Annotated in this window: 17 protein-coding genes and 2 pseudogenes; 7 read left to right on the forward strand and 12 right to left on the reverse strand. The window is 52.8% G+C overall.

Translation table 11 applies throughout. The features are described 5' to 3' along the window. Nucleotides 1-16: 16 nt before the first annotated feature. Nucleotides 17-1,705 (reverse strand): NAD-dependent malic enzyme, encoded by a 1,689-nt coding sequence (locus QWI20_RS06520; RefSeq protein WP_369304732.1) that lies wholly within the window; start codon nt 1,703-1,705, stop codon nt 17-19. 397 nt (nt 1,706-2,102) lie between these two features. Between QWI20_RS06520 and QWI20_RS06525 the strand changes: the two genes are divergently transcribed. Beyond that, nucleotides 2,103-2,333, forward strand: coding sequence for a DUF6555 family protein (locus tag QWI20_RS06525; RefSeq protein WP_369304733.1), 231 nt, complete (start codon nt 2,103-2,105; stop codon nt 2,331-2,333). Between the two features lie 56 nt (nt 2,334-2,389). Here the strand turns inward: QWI20_RS06525 and QWI20_RS06530 are convergent, their stop codons facing one another. The 11 genes and pseudogenes from QWI20_RS06530 to QWI20_RS06580 form a co-directional block, all read right to left on the reverse strand. Then, the gene (locus tag QWI20_RS06530; protein WP_369304734.1) at nt 2,390-3,061 is read right to left on the reverse strand and encodes a class I SAM-dependent methyltransferase; all 672 of its coding nucleotides are present in this window, start codon (nt 3,059-3,061) and stop codon (nt 2,390-2,392) included. Nucleotides 3,062-3,221: 160 nt separating this feature from the next. Continuing rightward, the gene (locus QWI20_RS06535; protein WP_369304735.1) at nt 3,222-3,593 is read right to left on the reverse strand and encodes a hypothetical protein; all 372 of its coding nucleotides are present in this window, start codon (nt 3,591-3,593) and stop codon (nt 3,222-3,224) included. 118 nt (nt 3,594-3,711) lie between these two features. Continuing rightward, nucleotides 3,712-3,888 (reverse strand): annotated as a pseudogene (locus QWI20_RS06540) (Hcp1 family type VI secretion system effector); the annotation flags it as partial. 195 nt (nt 3,889-4,083) lie between these two features. Continuing rightward, nucleotides 4,084-4,422: a hypothetical protein gene (locus QWI20_RS06545; protein ID WP_369304737.1), complete on the reverse strand. Its 339-nt coding sequence runs from the start codon at nt 4,420-4,422 to the stop codon at nt 4,084-4,086. Nucleotides 4,423-4,428: 6 nt separating this feature from the next. After that, nucleotides 4,429-4,665 (reverse strand): annotated as a pseudogene (locus QWI20_RS06550) (RNase A-like domain-containing protein); the annotation flags it as partial. Nucleotides 4,666-4,680: 15 nt separating this feature from the next. After that, on the reverse strand, nt 4,681-5,046 hold the full coding sequence (locus QWI20_RS06555; RefSeq protein ID WP_369304738.1) for a hypothetical protein: 366 nt from the start codon (nt 5,044-5,046) through the stop codon (nt 4,681-4,683). A 10-nt stretch (nt 5,047-5,056) separates the two neighbouring features. Then, entirely contained in the window at nt 5,057-5,905 is an 849-nt protein-coding gene (locus tag QWI20_RS06560; protein ID WP_369304741.1) for an RNase A-like domain-containing protein, read from the reverse strand. A gap of 12 nt (nt 5,906-5,917) precedes the next feature. Continuing rightward, a complete protein-coding gene (locus QWI20_RS06565; RefSeq protein WP_369304742.1) occupies nt 5,918-6,412 on the reverse strand; it encodes an Hcp family type VI secretion system effector in 495 nt (164 codons plus the stop codon). A 1,190-nt stretch (nt 6,413-7,602) separates the two neighbouring features. Beyond that, the gene (locus tag QWI20_RS06570; RefSeq protein WP_369304743.1) at nt 7,603-8,163 is read right to left on the reverse strand and encodes a type II toxin-antitoxin system VapC family toxin; all 561 of its coding nucleotides are present in this window, start codon (nt 8,161-8,163) and stop codon (nt 7,603-7,605) included. Nucleotide 8,164: 1 nt separating this feature from the next. Beyond that, nucleotides 8,165-8,509: an STAS-like domain-containing protein gene (locus QWI20_RS06575; protein ID WP_369304744.1), complete on the reverse strand. Its 345-nt coding sequence runs from the start codon at nt 8,507-8,509 to the stop codon at nt 8,165-8,167. A gap of 10 nt (nt 8,510-8,519) precedes the next feature. Next, the gene (locus QWI20_RS06580; RefSeq protein ID WP_369304746.1) at nt 8,520-9,482 is read right to left on the reverse strand and encodes an ATP-binding protein; all 963 of its coding nucleotides are present in this window, start codon (nt 9,480-9,482) and stop codon (nt 8,520-8,522) included. A gap of 687 nt (nt 9,483-10,169) precedes the next feature. Between QWI20_RS06580 and QWI20_RS06585 the strand changes: the two genes are divergently transcribed. The 6 genes from QWI20_RS06585 (at nt 10,170) to QWI20_RS06610 (ending at nt 17,121) form a co-directional block, all read left to right on the forward strand. Continuing rightward, nucleotides 10,170-10,451, forward strand: coding sequence for a hypothetical protein (locus tag QWI20_RS06585; RefSeq protein WP_369304747.1), 282 nt, complete (start codon nt 10,170-10,172; stop codon nt 10,449-10,451). A 215-nt stretch (nt 10,452-10,666) separates the two neighbouring features. Then, nucleotides 10,667-11,986, forward strand: coding sequence for a tyrosine-type recombinase/integrase (locus QWI20_RS06590; RefSeq protein ID WP_369304748.1), 1,320 nt, complete (start codon nt 10,667-10,669; stop codon nt 11,984-11,986). A 930-nt stretch (nt 11,987-12,916) separates the two neighbouring features. Next, nucleotides 12,917-13,897, forward strand: coding sequence for an integrase domain-containing protein (locus QWI20_RS06595; RefSeq protein ID WP_369304749.1), 981 nt, complete (start codon nt 12,917-12,919; stop codon nt 13,895-13,897). Beyond that, nucleotides 13,894-14,178: a hypothetical protein gene (locus tag QWI20_RS06600; RefSeq protein ID WP_369304750.1), complete on the forward strand. Its 285-nt coding sequence runs from the start codon at nt 13,894-13,896 to the stop codon at nt 14,176-14,178. The genes QWI20_RS06595 and QWI20_RS06600 overlap by 4 nt, the downstream gene beginning before the upstream one ends. A gap of 730 nt (nt 14,179-14,908) precedes the next feature. Further along, complete coding sequence (locus tag QWI20_RS06605; RefSeq protein ID WP_369304751.1) at nt 14,909-16,267, forward strand: MFS transporter; 1,359 nt, start codon at nt 14,909-14,911, stop codon at nt 16,265-16,267. A 65-nt stretch (nt 16,268-16,332) separates the two neighbouring features. Beyond that, the gene (locus tag QWI20_RS06610; protein ID WP_369304752.1) at nt 16,333-17,121 is read left to right on the forward strand and encodes an aspartate/glutamate racemase family protein; all 789 of its coding nucleotides are present in this window, start codon (nt 16,333-16,335) and stop codon (nt 17,119-17,121) included.

Raw genomic sequence — 17,121 nt, forward strand, 5'->3', positions numbered from 1 at the left:
TCAGTGACGGGAGTATTTACACCGCGCTGCGACGGTAGCTGCGGTAGTTCGGCATCCAGAAGTTACGCTCGATGGCTTCGACGAGCATTTCTTCGGTGGTTTCCAGGGCCACGCCTTCAGCCTGGGCCTGCCTGGCGACGGCCAATGCGATCTTCTTGCTCACCTGTTGAATCTCTTTCAGCGGCGGCAGGACAGCGTCACCTTTGCCCGTCACCATCGGCGAGCATTCCGCCAGCGCATTGGAAGCTGCCATCAGCATTTTGTCGGTGATGCGCGTGGCTTTCGACGCCACAACACCCAGACCGATGCCCGGGAAGATGTAGGAGTTGTTGCACTGCGCGATATGGAACGTACGATCGCCTACGGTGACCGGGGCAAACGGGCTGCCGGTCGCGACCAGCGCGTCGCCGTTTGTCCAGGTCAGCACTTCCTGCGGCGTGACTTCGACCTTAGAGGTCGGGTTGGACAGCGGCATGACCAAGGGCTTGGCGCAGTGCCTGTGCATCTCGCGGATGACCTGCTCGGTGAACAGACCGCGCTGGCCGGACACGCCGATCAGTACCGTCGGCTTGCCATTGGCGACCACGTCCAGCAATTCGGGCGAACCCTCGCCGCTCGACCAGCCCGCCACGTCGGCGGACTTCTGCGCGAGGTTCTTCTGGAAGTCCAGCAGGTTGTCCATGCTGTCGGTCAGCAACCCGAAGCGGTCGACCATCATCACGCGCTTGCGCGCTTCGGCTTCGCTCAGGCCTTCGATGACCATGGCGGCAATGATGTGCTCGGCGATCCCGCAACCGGCCGAACCCGCGCCCAGGAACACCACCCGCTGCTGGCCCAGGGTTTCGTGCTTGGCCTTGCACGCCGCCAGCAAGGTACCCACGGCAACCGACGCGGTGCCCTGAATGTCATCGTTGAAGCAGCACAATTCATCGCGATACTTCTCCAGCAACGGCATGGCGTTGGTCTGGGCGAAATCCTCGAACTGCAACAGCACGTCCGGCCAGCGACTCTGCACCGCCTCGATGAACAGCGCAATGAAGTCGTCGTACTCCTTGCCGGTGACGCGCTCGTGGCGCCAGCCCATGTACATCGGGTCGTCCAGCAGCTCTTTGTTGTTGGTGCCCACATCGAGCACGATCGGCAAGGTGTAGGCCGGGCTGATGCCGCCACAGGCGGTGTAGAGCGACAGCTTGCCGATCGGAATGCCCATGCCGCCAATGCCTTGGTCGCCCAGGCCGAGGATGCGCTCGCTGTCAGTCACCACGATGATTTTGATGCGATCTTTCGTCGCGCTGCGCAGGATATCGTCGATGCGATCGCGCTCGGGGTAGGAGATGAACAGCCCGCGATGGGTGCGGTAGATTTTCGAGAATTCCTGACACGCCTGACCCACGGTCGGGGTGTAGATGATCGGCAGCATCTCGTCGAGGTGCGAATCCAGCAGGCGGAAGAACAGGGTTTCGTTGTTGTCCTGAATCGAGCGCAGATAAATGTGTTTATCCAGGTCGCTCGCACATTGCCGGTACTGGTTGTAAACGCGGGTGACCTGCTCTTCGATGGTTTCGACATTCTGCGGCAACAGGCCGACCAGGTTGAAATCGATGCGCTCTTGCGGTGTGAACGCACTGCCCTTGTTGAGCAGCGGCATCTCCAGCAACGAAGGGCCGGCATAGGAAATATATAAAGGTCGCGAGGTCTTGGTCATTTGCAGTGATCGCCTTTTCTCTGTTTGCTCTATCAATACGTTGTCGAAACGATGCCCCGGAGGTCGATGTACACGACGCTCAACGCAGGATCCGTCCGAAGAAATAGGGGGGTAAAAACAGGGTGCCTATCTTACTCGCCTGAAAACGATTGCGACATTTTGTCGCCCATCGATTGCGAAATGATGGCCGGAAGTCGTCGGACCGGTCAGGAAATGGCCCTGCATCAGGAACAGTCAGGGCCCGACGGGTCACAGTGAAAACGACGGTCCAGCGGATTGCCCGTTTTGAGCATTGGCATTTGGGCCGTGGTCACCTCAGGTCAAGATACTAAAAGCCTTACACATTGAACTGGCGATGAGCCATTGCAGTCACATTGATATCAAACCGGAGATATTAATGTCAGGCCAGCGCACATTTCGCATCCACTACCGCTTTCTGGGCGAGCACCGAGTATTCCTCCAACCCGATTCAACGCTGAACGAAGCCGATGCCTGGTACTACGCCTGCCTGCACGCAGGCATCGGCGTACTGCACAATCTGTCCAAGACCCGGGAAGAGCTGATCGCGCTCATCGCCCATGCCAGGCGGTATGGATTGACGGCGGTGCATTGGGCGGAGTGGGCCTGATTGCTTGCCCCCCAGGCCGATACGCCCGCTGCCTTTTTTACTGAAGGCGTTTGGCGCTATCCCGCTCGCTGAATCACATAGCTCGCCTCAAAGCCATGCACACACCCGATCACGTTAAATCCTTTGAAATAGCCAGTCGCGCGAAGCAAATCGACCGCCGGACCTACCTCCGGTGAGTGCTGAAAGTCCCCGTAGTCGTCGAACACGATAAACCCACCTGCTACGACGCTTGGCGAATAGAGCAGAAAATCCAGCAGTACATTGCGCCCGGCGTGGCCGCCATCAATGTGCAACAGCGCCACCTTCGGTGACAGATTGTAGAAACGCTCGGCGCACAACTCCGAATAGCCCCTCAGCACCAGGGCGTTCGAGAACAGGTTCTCCTGGTAATAACTGAACTCTTCAAACTGATTGGGCAGTTCAAAGGGATCAATCCCGATAATGCGGCGCTCGCGGTTGCAGACTTCATTCATCAGCACCAGCGACTTGCCCTTCCAGACACCAATCTCGACCACGTCGCCCGGAATGCCTTCGACCAGAAGCGCCAGGTAACCCAACAGCCGCACATGATCATGAAACGACAACTCCTTGCGCGGCATCGCCCGCTCAGCCGGTAACGTGCCCTGCGCCTGCTCGAAATGCTTGCCGATCAACGTCCAGATCTGGGCGATCGAGTCATTGAGTTCAGGGTTGCTGATGAAATCGTTGAGCTCTCGGATGGTGATCATGGCTTCTCTGATTGCTGGAAGGATGAAGGGATTGGGGGATGGGGCGTGGAGCGATCTTGTACCGCTAGTGGGCGTGAGATCGATAGTAGGCGGGGGTTGGGAAAAGTAAAGTGCCGGGTACGTTTGCGCGGTAGTTGCCACATCCCCGCGCTGACTTGACCTAGCGGTGACCTAGCCAGCCAAAGCGCTTGGCCAGGAAGTGTTTTCGTTTTCTTTCAATATGAGAATCGATTGAACACAATATGCTCGTGAACAATTCCCACTCTTCACAGCCAAACCTTTCTGGGATGAAGGAAAGATCGTACCACGACAATATTTCATCTACGGAATAGTCTCCGGACTTATAAAGACTTATATAGCTTTTGAGATCATTCCTGAGGGAACGTGCTGCAAAATACGACTTCCCTTGCATCCATTCCTCTATTACCTGATCCACTGTGAGCTGTCCTACCCTCTGATCCTCAGGCAGATAATCGAGTATCCCGTCAGCCAGATGCTTCATGAAGTCGATGAGTTCCATATAGCCGCGCATGGATACCTCTAGGGGTTGCGAATAAGTGACACTGTATTCAGGGCCGGAGCCTTCGACTGAGGTTCTCAGATTTCAAGCTACCTGAAAACGACCCATTGTCCGACATAGGGCGCGCTCCTTACGCAAATGGCTTGTTAGCGGTCCTGTCCCAACCACCAGAAACGGTATCCGCACTGCCACCGTCTGCATGCCGCTGTTGTGAGTACTCGAAATTGATACGACAGTAATTCAGGGTGACCACTTCAACTGGGAAGCCAGACTGTTCCGAACCCTGCCCAATCACCAAGGCAATCAGCGGGGGAATGGGCACTGAAGACGGTCAGAGCGCATAATTCAGAGAGGTTTTCTCGCGTCATCTTCAGGACTTGCCAGACGAAGAAAAATTTTAGCCGACCGTCCTCAAGAGTGCCATTACCGTCAGAACCTTTCGCAGACGCCCAAATCTTCATGCCCCTTCTTATTTAAAACCAAACCAACCGAAATATTTTTTTTAAGCTTTTTTTCTTCTCAATTCAATATGCACGTCGAGCATGCCCAGAATTTGAGCTAACAATTCTGGATCCTCACAACCGAATCGCTCTTCTACGAAACCGATGTCGTAGTAAAAGAACAACTCATCAACCGAGTAATCCCCCTGAGCATGCTTACGAAGATATGATTTAATATCACTTCGTAATACACCGACTTCGTAGCAAGACTTCTTGTCCGTCCAACATTCAAGAAACTCCGTCAGCGACATAGGGCTGGTACGCTGATCTTCAGGAAGGTAATCCTGAATAGCTGTACCAAGCTCAAGCAGAAATTTGATAAGACTGTTATATTGTCTCATTTATCCTCACGGAATGGGAAAAGCAGTGACAATATAAGCAGGCATAAAGTTATATTCTTCGTATTGAATAACAACCCTCACTTTGCTCATGCTGACTAATTTTTCTGGAGCTGAACGCAGGACAACGCTGCCAATTATTTCGTTTAGATCCATTACCAAAACAAGGCGCTGCTCTTTAAGTAAAAATCTAACTTTGGACAACATTTGGATTTTTAGTCTATTAGCCTTTAAGACCTGACTAACTGCCCATTCAGCCCACTAGCCACCGGCATTCCTTAATAATTTATTACGCAGGCGATTTTTGAACTCTTTATCAAGCAAGCTCAAAACATTTTTCAGAAAAAAATATAAATCACCTTCGAAATAATCCTCAACGAAAGAAGTTTCCTGTCCAAACGGAGGATCTACATATTCTAGACCCTCTGGGGTCATATGGTTTGCAATATAGCTTTTTATCTGTCTTTTTAAAAAAAATACGTTCAACAAATTTCGATCATCTATGTATCTCCTAACTATCTCATCTAATTCTATTCGTTTGAACAGCGCCTTCTCATCATCGGTAAGAAATTCGCCTACACCTTCTCCCACTTCGTAAATGAACTCAGTTATTAATCTGTACGCCACAATTAAAACCTCATAACGTTGGGAAAGCAGTTATTATGAAATAAGGCATATGGTTATATTCAACAAATTTAATTCTCACTGTTACTTTAGACATCTCAATCGCAACGTTAGGCGCTTCTCTTCTCACTCCCCAACCAATAGGCTTTTCTAGAGTAGCAAAAATATCATATTGTTTTTCTTTAAGAACAAGCCTGGCTTTGGATTGCATTAAAATCCTAAGCCTATTTTTTTTAATCGCTTGACTGACTACCCACTCCGCTGTTTCAAAATCATAAAACGTAGATGAAACTACAACTTTCTTAGAAACAAACCGTGTTTTTAAATACTCTATATCTTTTCCAACGTGTTTAAATATTGTATGTCCACCGCCAAGTTTTTTTGAGGCTTGCAGTGGCTTTTCGCTTGTCGCGACAGATATCCGACCCGCACGGACAGACGAAACCCTGAAAGCGTTATAAAGCGAAGCAGTAGTAAGTGGAACTGCGAACTCTGTAGCTAAACCTATAACCTGCCCAGTGCTGCGAGACGCGCCCAAAGCCTCAGCAGTATTGGCTCCTGCTTTGAAGGCGTAAGAGTTAGTTTCTTGCCCCGTCACAATTTGGTTTGACGCAGCTGCCAATTGATCGGAAGCGTGGACGCCCATTGCAACGCAACCTACTTTTGAAATCATCGTTGGCTCTGGTAACGCACACAAAACACCAGAACCAGCAAGCTCAATAATTCCGCCTACCAACCGAAGACTTCCAAAGATGCGATTTGACATGATCTCAGCGGGCGAAAGCGACTCTTGCGTTAAGATGGCCGACATCTGTGCGAAGCTAAGGGCTACGCGAAAATCTCCATCATCAAAGTCAAACATGTTGCACTTCCTTCACGCAAAGGGCTTATTAGCAGTCCTGTCCCAACCTCCAGACACAATACCGGCACTGCCCCCATCTGCGCGTCTTTGCTGCGTATATTCAAATTTGATACGTCCGTAATTGAGTGTAACTATTTCTATAGGGAATCCTGATTGTCCTGCACTTTGGCCGCTTACAGTCGAAATAAGAACCTCTTCAAGCACGATGTCTAGATACTTGAATTTCTCAGTCCCTGCACGGTGAATTCGGATAGTGACTGTCGAAATGTGTGAGCCTCGGCAGCAAAGCTCAAAAAGCTTTGGGGTAGCTCGATCAATGTATTTGCTGATCTGAAAATCACCAAGCGACACGCCCCCAGCAGATGCGCCACCATTGGAACTGGCAGACTGACTGATGGACTGCATGGCATCGTAGTGATAGGAAAGCAGCTCGATCCAGCCTTTGTGCCCATTGTCCAGCGACTCACCCTCAACCCCATCAACCTTCATAAACGCATCAAATGACATAAAAGCTCCCTGCTTTTCAAAACGTCAGAAATGAAACCTTACCTACGTTATTACCCGTGTACCAGCCTTCAAACCGCATTCAGCGTACGAATCAGAAGGTGCCCACAGGTCGCCCTCAAGCATAAACATCTCTAGCGCAAGCGCAGGCGCCGGCGCCGGCGCGCAAAATCATTCGCTACCAAGCAATGGCCGAGGTTTTATCGAGGGCGAGAGCAATGCAAACCGCTTACATCTCAGCAGTGACGCAAAGCCCGAGGCGGTATGAGCGTCACCCTCCGTATCTCTTTCCAAACGCCAGAAACGAAAAAGCCCCAGAAGCATAGCTTCTGGGGCTTTTCAAATAATGGCGGAGAGATAGGGATTTGAACCCTAGGTACTGTCGCCAGTACAACGGATTTCGAATCCGTTTATAACCTCACTGGATATTAGGGACAGGCGCTATATCCCTTGAACTGCGGGGCTTTCAGTAAAGCATAACACAACATGGTTCCACAGCATTCGGGGGACTCATTCCCCCAAAATTCCCCCGCGCCCCCCGGCGGTTTTGAAGAGGGTTACGAGAAATCAAGCGGGCCGCCCGTGCAGTGGCGATTGGCGTTCCCATACTTTTTTGAAACCATTAGGCTACAGAACGTATTCTCCGAGGGGCGGCAGTTGAGTTTCGGAACGGATATTCTACGACTACGCATGAGGTCGGGAGCTGTAGTCGCGGGCTTCGTCACTCCCAAGAGCTTTTCCAACGATCGCGAAGCCCTAACCAGCCTGCGGTTGAGGAAACGCTGCAGTACGGTCTACAGGTCATTCTCACGCTTACGAATGGGGCCAAAGCGGTGACCCTGCTCAAACTCCGGTCTGATCCAACACAGCTGCCGTAGGCGCAGTACAGATCGCCATCACCTCAGATGTAGCGAAAAATCGCCCCCTATTCATAGAGGTGGGCATTTATAAAGGCTGTGGCGCCTAACGCGTACGACAAGTTTAAGGGGCTCGTCATTGAATTCAGTGAATGTATCACACCCATTTTAATATATTAGGGCTGGCGACGCGTTGTGAGCAGTTCTAGAAACACCCGCATTCACACTACAAAAAGACATTACAAACTTATTTGCTCGCCGTACTTCAAAGGCTTATTTCAGCAACTTTCGGAAAGCAGTACCCTCCCGCAAAATAATTGGCAGCTTACGAAAAAATTAATTCGGGTAACAACCATACAAGTTCAACCCGGTCACGGCTCGAAAATCTTTATCATCCGTTATGATGTTGGCGATTTTATGGTCGCTCATAATCTTTACATACAATGCATCGTAACCATCTACAGGATGAGCGTTAATTATACTGATTAGCTCGGCAGAGCTACCGTTAGGGAGCGACGTAGGGAGCTCTGAGGCCATCGCCTGAATTTGTTCCCAAGCCGAGTCAATCTCCGCTAGTACGGCTTTGCGCTGGGCGTTATCTTTTCTGAACTGCTTAATTTTATACTTAGGATCACCGTTAAAGGCTTTGAATATTTCAAACTCAGAGCGCTCGATTAAGCTGGTGAGCTCGACAAGAGTGAGGGATGTGTAATGAAGAGTTGCGTTATGGGCCAGCGCCTTTTCGATAAAACCGGGATAAAATTCAATTTGATAATCTTGCGGCGCGTTACCAAGAAACTTCTTAGATGCAGCATAAGTTGTCCAATACCATACGTTAGTATCAACAAAATATACTGCATCCTTGCTAGGCTCGTTATTCCTTATATCCAAAAACATATTAGTCATCCTTCCTAGCAGCATCGAGGCCCAACCCGGTTTTCCCCCCAGTATCCGAATAAAACCTTAGTGCATTTCCAATAACTAAATTAAGCAATCTCCGACCATGATCTGAAATCCCTTCAAACACAAGCTTCTGTTGAAGATCTTTTATGTCCTTGTCTTTGAGTAAGGCACCGATACTAGCATTGAAGAATGGAGAGGCAAAGATATCGACACCATTAAAATCGAGTTCGATCTTTTCCTCTAATTCCCAAAGGCGGGTTATAGCGGCCTTAAGCTTGCCGCCGGAGTTCATTGAAATAGCATTTGCGCCAACAATGTCTTTAACTGTTATAACCTTCATCTATATCTCCTCAAAAATAAGCTGGCGTATGCTCGCTAATCTCTGATTTCAACCGATAATGTTTTTTATCGCAGTTTACTGTAATACTGATTAGAGTTCCCGCAAACCTACCTGGTGTCGACTTCGTTACGTAGGTTCCGTCCGCCCCTACAGTTGCCATATAAGCATCACTACAGACCCGCAACACCCCGCCATTCACCTGTACAAAGTCACGCAGAATCCCAAAGCCCAAACCCCGTGGAAGATCGGGCGCGCTATCTGTTCTAGTCGAGTTTCCGATTTCTAGAGCCCATTTAAAAGCAGCTGACCCTTCTAAGCCTGGTATATGCCGCTGCACAGACTCGACAATACCACCACCAAAGTCCAAAACTGATAGAGATAAGGTTTTGTCCTTCGAATCATAATATCCGCACGATATTACACTTTGATTATTCGGATTCTCTTTCAATCCATGTCCATAAGCATTGACAAATATCTCGTATATACTACTCACAATCTCTGCTTTTAGAATCTCCGAAACGGATAATTTTTCGAGCCAGTTATCACGGAGATGATTTATTATCTCAACATCTTCTAGAACTGTCTCATGCTGGCGATATCCGATGTAGTCAGACGTAGTAATTACACCATGATCAGGACTAACATAATGCCAAAATCCTAGCTCCCGCAACCTGTCCATCAATACTAGGTTAATGCCATCAAGCTTAAAGGCGACTTTCTGTGTAGAGAAGAAGCTGGGCAGACCTAGGCCTTTGAACATTTTAGTTTTAGCTTCATATTGCTTTAGGTAATCGCAAATTCCGCCGATTACTACCAACCCGTTGTGACTTATAGTTGAACACTTTGAGAAATCAAAGTAATAAGAATGCTGAGGATTCGACAGTATTTCATGTGAAAGCTTGCTGAGATACTTATAACCAGACTCGTCATCGCGAATCGGCGGCATCATTACATCCAAGCGTTCTCTCTTCATTGTTCCATCCCCTACTGGCAATCCCGGCTCGGATTTTTTCCCTGTGAAGCGAGAGTCCGTTAGGATCAGCAGGGTTACGCTGCCTGTCCTTGGCCTTCGTCTGACACCATCAAGCCTCGACTGACTCAACAGCCGCGCTACGATACTTCAACTGGGGCCTCATTCCTAGGAGCCTTTTGTACGCAAAGACGTTCCAAGAAACTAGCGGTCCAGCCCTAAGCCGCGGCTGGTGGAGCATTCATGCCTGCCCTACCACAGCAACGAAATAAGTCGGTCAGCTTCGGAATGCCAGCTAGATGCGCCAACGCCTGTTTGGGGAGCCAAATCTGTGTTCCGCACCCGCCGCAAAGGCCTTCAAATCCCCAATGAGCTGATTGAAACCGAGCACTTTTCCCCCACGCCGCTTCTCCAGAGGGCTCAATGCTATGCACGGAGCAACTTTATTTCATGCAATTAGGGCACCCTCCCCCCTCGGGTGACTGATTGGCGCGCCGTTGAAACACGCTGCGAATCCATAGCTGATGCTCAGAAGCGCAATACTATTAAGAATCCTGAGCCCGGTGAGGCCTTTGCAAGAAGGGCTTCCAGCAAAGCGATATCAAAGATACACACATTTGCTCCGCCCTTTTGACAGATTCTAAACAGCGGCTACGCTATTGAATCCCAACCTAACAAAGGACTGTAATCATGGCTGTAATAAGCGCTAGTGGCCTTACATACACATACCATGCTGGTACGACTGCGGGAGACGATCCTAAGCTCACCGGCGACCCAGATCACAGCCTGTTCAATAGGAATGAGAAGCACGAGATGCTTTATCTTTTGAACAAGTTTGCGCAAAAACACAATCTTGATCTTGCCAACGCTCAGAAGGCAGAGAGGATGATTCATACCGGCCTTCCTTCAACTACAAGGTCACAGGTAAATGTCGTGACTTGGCTTGAAGAAAACTGGTCGAGTTACACCTGACTCCCTGACTTGTAATCAGTAGGTCCCGGGTTCGACTCCTGGTGCCGGCACCATTTGAGGTTCCAGAGAAGGCTTTCAAAATCTCTGGAACCCTTGAAAAACCCGCCTTCTGGCGGGTTTTTTCGTTTTGGCGTTCCGTCGGATTCCGGTGGCAGCCAGCGCTTTTAAGGGTAAAGATTAGGGTAGATTTCAATTCGATAATAAGGAGTACCCTTATGTCGCGTACAACCGCACCTCTTACCGACACCGCTTGCCGCTCGGCAAAGCCTACAGACCGCGCCTACAAGCTCTTCGATGGCGACGGGCTCTACCTCCTCGTTCAACCGAATGGCCGCAAGGGCTGGCGTTTTCGCTATGTGAAGCCTGACGGGCGAGAGGGCCTGACCTCTTTCGGCAACTACCCTGTGATAACCCTCGCCGATGCACGACGGAAACGGCTTGAGGCGAAAAGGCAGCTGGCGAATGGCATTGATCCCATTGAGTCAAAGCGTGACGCCAAGACCACGGCTGCTATCAACGGCCGCACATTCGAAGACGTAGCGTTGGACTGGCACAAGGAAATGTCTGCCAAGTGGGCGCCCGGGCACTCCAAAACCGTACTGAGCCGGCTCAAGACTCACGTCTTCCCCTTGATTGGCGCCCGAGCCATCGTCGAACTGGATACCCATGACTTGATGACGCCGCTTGAGGTCATCAAGAAGCGCGGCACGATCGACGTTGCCTTAAGGGTACAAAACTACCTCCAGAGCATCATGCGGGAAGCCAAACGGCTCCGGCTGATCACCCAGAACCCAGCGCACGATCTCGAAGGGTCAATAAAGGCCCCCCGCGTGAAACATAGGCCAGCACTGCCACTGGCTCGCCTGCCAGAACTGCTGGAACTGATAGACACTTATCGCGGCAGGGCCCTCACGCGACTGACGGTGATGCTCTCCTTGCACGTGTTCGTGCGCTCCAGTGAATTGCGCTTCGCTCGCTGGAACGAATTTGACCTCAAGCGAAGCATTTGGGAGATCCCCGACACCCGCCCAGCGCTGGACGGCGTACCCTTTTCCACACGGGGTACAAAAATGGCTGGAGACATTCACCTTGTACCCTTATCCCCGCAAGCGGTGACTTTGCTGGAGCAGATCCACAAGATCACCGGCCAATTCGACCTGGTGTTTGCCGGCGACGCCAAGCCGTGGAAACCGATGTCCGAAAACACGGTGAATGCTGCGTTGAGGACGATGGGCTATGACACCAGGGCGGACATCTGCGGCCACGGCTTTCGCGCCATGGCGTGTAGCGCACTGATCGAGTCCGGGTTGTGGTCGGAGACGGCTATCGAGCGGCAGATGAGCCACAAGGAACGCAACAACGTGCGCGCCGCGTATATCCACAAGGCCGAGTTCCTTGAGGAGCGCCGGATGATCATGACTTGGTGGAGCCGGTTTCTGGAGGCGAACCGCGCGGACCATGTGACGCCGCATGAATTTGCCAAGCAGTCGGGTGAGAACGTCACGCACATTCGCAGTGCCAGGTGGGCCGAGTAGCCCGCCGCCCCACCGCCACAAACCCGCTGTGAAGTTACACGCCGCGCCGCATGAAGCTCCTCCGCGCGGGTCCTTTTAAACGGGGCTGCAAAGCCGCCCCGTTTAAAAGGACCGAACCGTAGAGAAAAACAGCTGGCACAGCTTAGCGTCTGTGGAAAACCAACATTGTCCACCGGGGGATAGTTTTATCCACAGGCGCTAATTATCTGAATTCAGGCCGCTTGACGACTTTTGTCCACAGGCGTAAACCAGAAATTGCAAGCGCTGCCGAAGCAGCAAAATGTGGCCAGAAACCTGAAAGGTCACGCCCCTCGTGAGGCGGTTCATCCCAAGTACGATTCGCGTCCGGTAGCTCGTACGGTCACTACCCATGTGATGGATGCCTACTCAACATCGTTGCCACTGCGGCAACCACCCTACCCTTCTGCCCAGCAGCAACCTACCCGCTTGGCCATTTCGCGTGCGCCAACCCTTTGCCCGTCTCTTTCTCCGGGAAAGAGACGGGCGCTCAAACCACTGCTGCAGCCCATATAGAACGGGGCTTTGCCGCAATCCTCCTCGTGACAATCGGCGTGACAAACACCGAAGTCACCAGCAACAGCGATGTCGATGATGGTGCCGCAGACCATGGAATGGACTGCAACTGGCTGACAGCCAGGCATGCCCCTGTCATCGCATAGCTGCCTTCACCCGACTCAGGATCTCGCGGCGCTGGTTTCGTCAGACAACGCAGCCTACACCCGCCCACCGGTAACGGTGCTCAGGAGGCCAGATCATGAGATGCCCATGCTCCCGGTCGTAAGGAGCCGCCAGTCCAGCGTTAAGGACATCCCCACAGGCCGCAGGGGCCTTGATCCCTGATAACACTCAACATTCTTGGCGGGATGACGTGGGGCGAGAACTGGGAGAAACGGGTAGGAGGTGAGCGACATGGCATTAGTAGGTAGGCGCAATGGCCGCAATTTCGGCTACGGCAGGCAATTGAGCTATGCAGGACCGCAGGCGCTCAAAGACATGTTCGGCGGTGGCCACTACGGCACGGTCAAAGCGCACAGTGATCGGTGGCTGGCATTCGTAAAGTGGTGTCGGTCTGAAGCGGGACCTGGGGTCAATGATGCGCGACAGATTGATCGCAAGGTGTTGTCCAACTATGCCGCATACCTTCGTGGCCAGGTTGAGCACGGCAACCTAGCTATCAGCACTGCGCAAAACCGGCTATCCAGCGTTAATAGGACAATGGCAGCGCTTCGCGGTGATCAGTATGTGAAAGTGCCAAGCCCGAACATGGCGTTGGGTATGCAACGAACCGGGGTTCGTCGATCGGTGCCGCAGGGCCAAGATCGCGAACACATACAGCGAATAGTCAAGGCACTTTGCAGCCGCCAACATCTAAGGGCCGCGGCGATCGTGCAGCTGGCACGAGCCACCGGTATGCGTTTGCGTGAGGCCATCTTGGCTGACCTGCCACGGTTGAGCCGCGAGGCTGAAAACTTAGCCAAGATCAACATTCAGGATGGCACCAAAGGCGGTCGCGCCGGTGCATCAGCACATCGCTGGATAACGGTGGACGACCATATTCGTGGCGCGCTTGAGTTTGCGAGGCTAGTGTCGCCTGCTGGTAGCCGCAACCTGATTGTTCCGAACGAAAGCTACGCGACCATTCTGCAGGAAATCGTCCGTCCTGCACGCGACACCATTCATGCACACAACCTCAAAGGCTTCCATGAGCTACGAGCCGCATACGCGTGTGAGCGCTACGAGCAGATCACCCAACATCGCGCACCTATTAACGGTGGTGAATGTTACCAGCTGAATCCGCGCCTCGATCGTGAAGCGCGGAAGCAAGTCAGCTATGAGCTAGGGCACGGTCGGATCGATGTGGTCGCTGCCTACATCGGAGGACGGACGTGAGCAAGTCATTCGATATGGAACTGTTCCTGGCTGGTGTGCTGATCGGTTCGCAAGCAACGCGACAACGTCATGTGCGCCAGGCAAAAATCATTCAGGCTGCAATCGCAGAGCGCTGGCACCGGGAAAACCCTTGGAATTGGCAAAAGAAGCATGTGGTGTGGTTTCTTGAGAATTGCTTGAGCGAACACAGTCAGGCAACGCAGTATTACTACGTGCTGACGGTTCGGCTGCTAGCGCGACGTCTAGAAAAGTCTTGGGTTTTCAAGCTCGGAGGGGGATGAGATCCTGATAATCAGGACCGGCTGCAATCGACCCAAAGCTGCCGGTCAAGTATGGCAGAAATTGGCCGAAGGCTGCCTTTCGCCATCGGCCATTTCACGGCATTTGCGCTCTCACTACCAGGTAGCAAACGGCAATTGAATAACGTGTCGCCGTAGGCGCTAACGCACGTTACACGAATACCCCACACCGCCCTTACGCCAGGAACGGCTCGAGATGGTTTTTTGCACACCGGTGTTCACCGTTACCCGGGCTGGCATCAGTGCAAAAGCTTCTTGCCCCCGCTGCCTCAGCCCCAGACCACTTGGGGCAAAAGTTGCCGATATCTGGCATATCCGATCCCAACGCTCGAACCCGCCGTGAGCCGCGATAGATAGGTCGATCAGGTCATGCATGGGGCACTTCCTTTCTGCTTGGGCACCCCATCGCGGACGCACTGTCTGCTCTTCAGAACAATCTCATATCTGAGAGCCGATCGGGAGCTGATCGGGAGGCCAGGTATAGGCTCGTCCTATGCATGGCAATGGCCACACGGCGTTCATCCCTTTGCAAGAACAGCGCAACAATGCGCGATCGGGTCCTCCGATAGCACTTGCTTCATCGGATCGAAATATCCCGCGGAAGATCGCAGCCACGACTCGATCCCGCCGTTTCGACCGCACGGATGCATAGTTTGACTAGCACCCGCTCCTCACACTGCCACGTACTACAATAATTTCAGAGGCGTGCACTATGAACGGTACTTCTACAGCTACACCCGACGTTATAAATGCTCCAGGGTCCAGCGCGCCCCATGCCGATCACATCAGTGGCAACCGGACCAAGCCGCTGAATAAAGCGGTTCTCGGCGTGACGCTGGGCAACATGGTGGAGTGGTTCGACTTCGCCTTGTACTCGTCAATGGCAGTGTTGATCGGCGACATCTTCTTCCACAGCGAAAGCCGCACGACTCAGTTGATTGCCATCTATGCGACCTTCGCAGCGGGCTTTCTCATGCGGCCTCTGGGCAGCCTGGTTTTTGGTCCCATTGGGGATCGGTTCGGCCGCCGCGCTGCCCTGACATTGAGCATCGCCTTGATGGCGATCGCCACGTTCTGCATTGCCTTGATCCCTTCTTACGAGAGCATTGGTATCCTGGCGCCCGTTCTTCTGGTCTGCATGCGGATGCTCCAGGGGCTGTCGACAGGGGGCGAATATGGCGGTTCAGTCATTTTTATTGCTGAGCATGCGCCCGATAAAAGTCGCAGCTTCCTGACGAGCTGGCTGGAGGTTGGGATTCTTTCCGGGTTCCTGCTCGGCGGTGCTGTGGTCAGTGCCTTGATGCTGGGCCTGGGTGAGGAAACCATGCGTGCCTGGGGCTGGCGCGTTCCGTTCGTGATCGGCGGCTTACTCGGCGTGATCGCCTTGTACCTGCGCTTGAACCTTCAAGAAACCCCGATCTTCAAAGAGATGCAGGAAAACGAACGTACGCAGATGGCCAACAAACGCAGCCTCATGTCGATGCTCGTCGAGGAATGGCCACAACTGGTGAAGAGCCTGGGTCTGGTTGCGATTTACAACGTCTGCTACTACGTGGTGTTGGGCTATATCCCCGGCTATCTCACCAACGAACTGGGTTATAGCGCTAGCTTCGGCAGCACCTTGGGCATGATCGGCACGCTGTGCATGTTGGTCCTGGTGCCGTTCTCGGGACTGCTCGCGGATCGCGTTGGCCGCAAGCGCCTGATCGCATTCGGCTGCATCCTGCTGATCGCCTTTGCTATCCCTGCTTTCAAGATGCTCCAGACGCATAACACAGTGTTGGTGTACACGGCGGTATTGGGCCTGCTGGTGGCCCAGCTGATCTTCGAGGGCGCAATGGGTGCCACGCTGGTCTCGCTGTTCAAGGCGCCGGTTCGTTTCAGCGCGCTTGCCTTGAGCTATAACCTGTCGGTTTCGCTGTTCGGCGGGACTGCACCGCTGATCAACACCTGGCTGATTGGAGAAACCGGAAACACCATGATCCCGGCCTATTACCTGATCACTGCCGCTGTGGTCGGTCTGGTTGCGATCATGCTGGTCGAGGACCGTACGGGCAAACCGATGCCTTGATCAAACGACTTATCACCCCAAGCCGGCGAATTGCCGGCTTTTCTTTGCCTGACAGGAACCCGATCATGAAACTGTGCTGGATTCATCCTACGGCGCGTAATCCCGCGCTTGAACCCTTGTGGCAGACCATTCACCAAACTGTCAGCGCTTCGGTCGCGAAGGAGGTGCAATTGGACTTCCGCTTCCTTGAAGGCAGTGGTGGTTTCACCCGTTCGCTGTATGCCGAACACTTGAATTCGGTTTTGATGGTCGAGGCGGCCCTCAAGGCTGAAGCCGACGGCTACGACGGCGTGTACCTCGGTTGTTGGAATGACCCGCTATGGGAAGCACGGGAAATGCTCAACATCCCGGTCGCTTCGGTAGGAGAGCAATCGATGCTCGCGGCCTTGGCGATCGGGCAGCGTTTTGCAGTGATTACGGTGTCAGACAAAACCGCCGGGGCAATCGAGCGCGACATCATTGGCTATGGCTTGGGCGACCGCTGCATTGCTCGTCCGGTCCGCACGATTCAGCCCTTTTCGGACGCAGGCCTGCTGCTTGAGGCCGTTCACGCGCCAGCGGAGCGTCTGATTCCAAGGCTCGAGGCGGTGGCACATGAGTGCATCGCCGATGGGGCCGACGTCATCCTGGTGGGGTGTGCTTATTACGGTCCATTGTTGCGCCGCGCAGGCTATCGCCTTGTTCAGGGGACGCAGGTGCCGGTGATGGATTCGTCGACGGTGGCGCTCAAGTATCTGGAGGCCATGGTGGGTGTCGCGCAATGCACTGGCGTGGCCAAGAGCAGTGCCGGCCTGTTCGCCGGTATCACGCCGGCGAACATTGCCCAGGCCCGCAAGAGCCTGGGGCTGGTCTGA

Source organism: Pseudomonas sp. W2-17 (assembly GCF_041060445.1).
In the GTDB taxonomy this organism is placed as follows: Bacteria; Pseudomonadota; Gammaproteobacteria; order Pseudomonadales; family Pseudomonadaceae; genus Aquipseudomonas.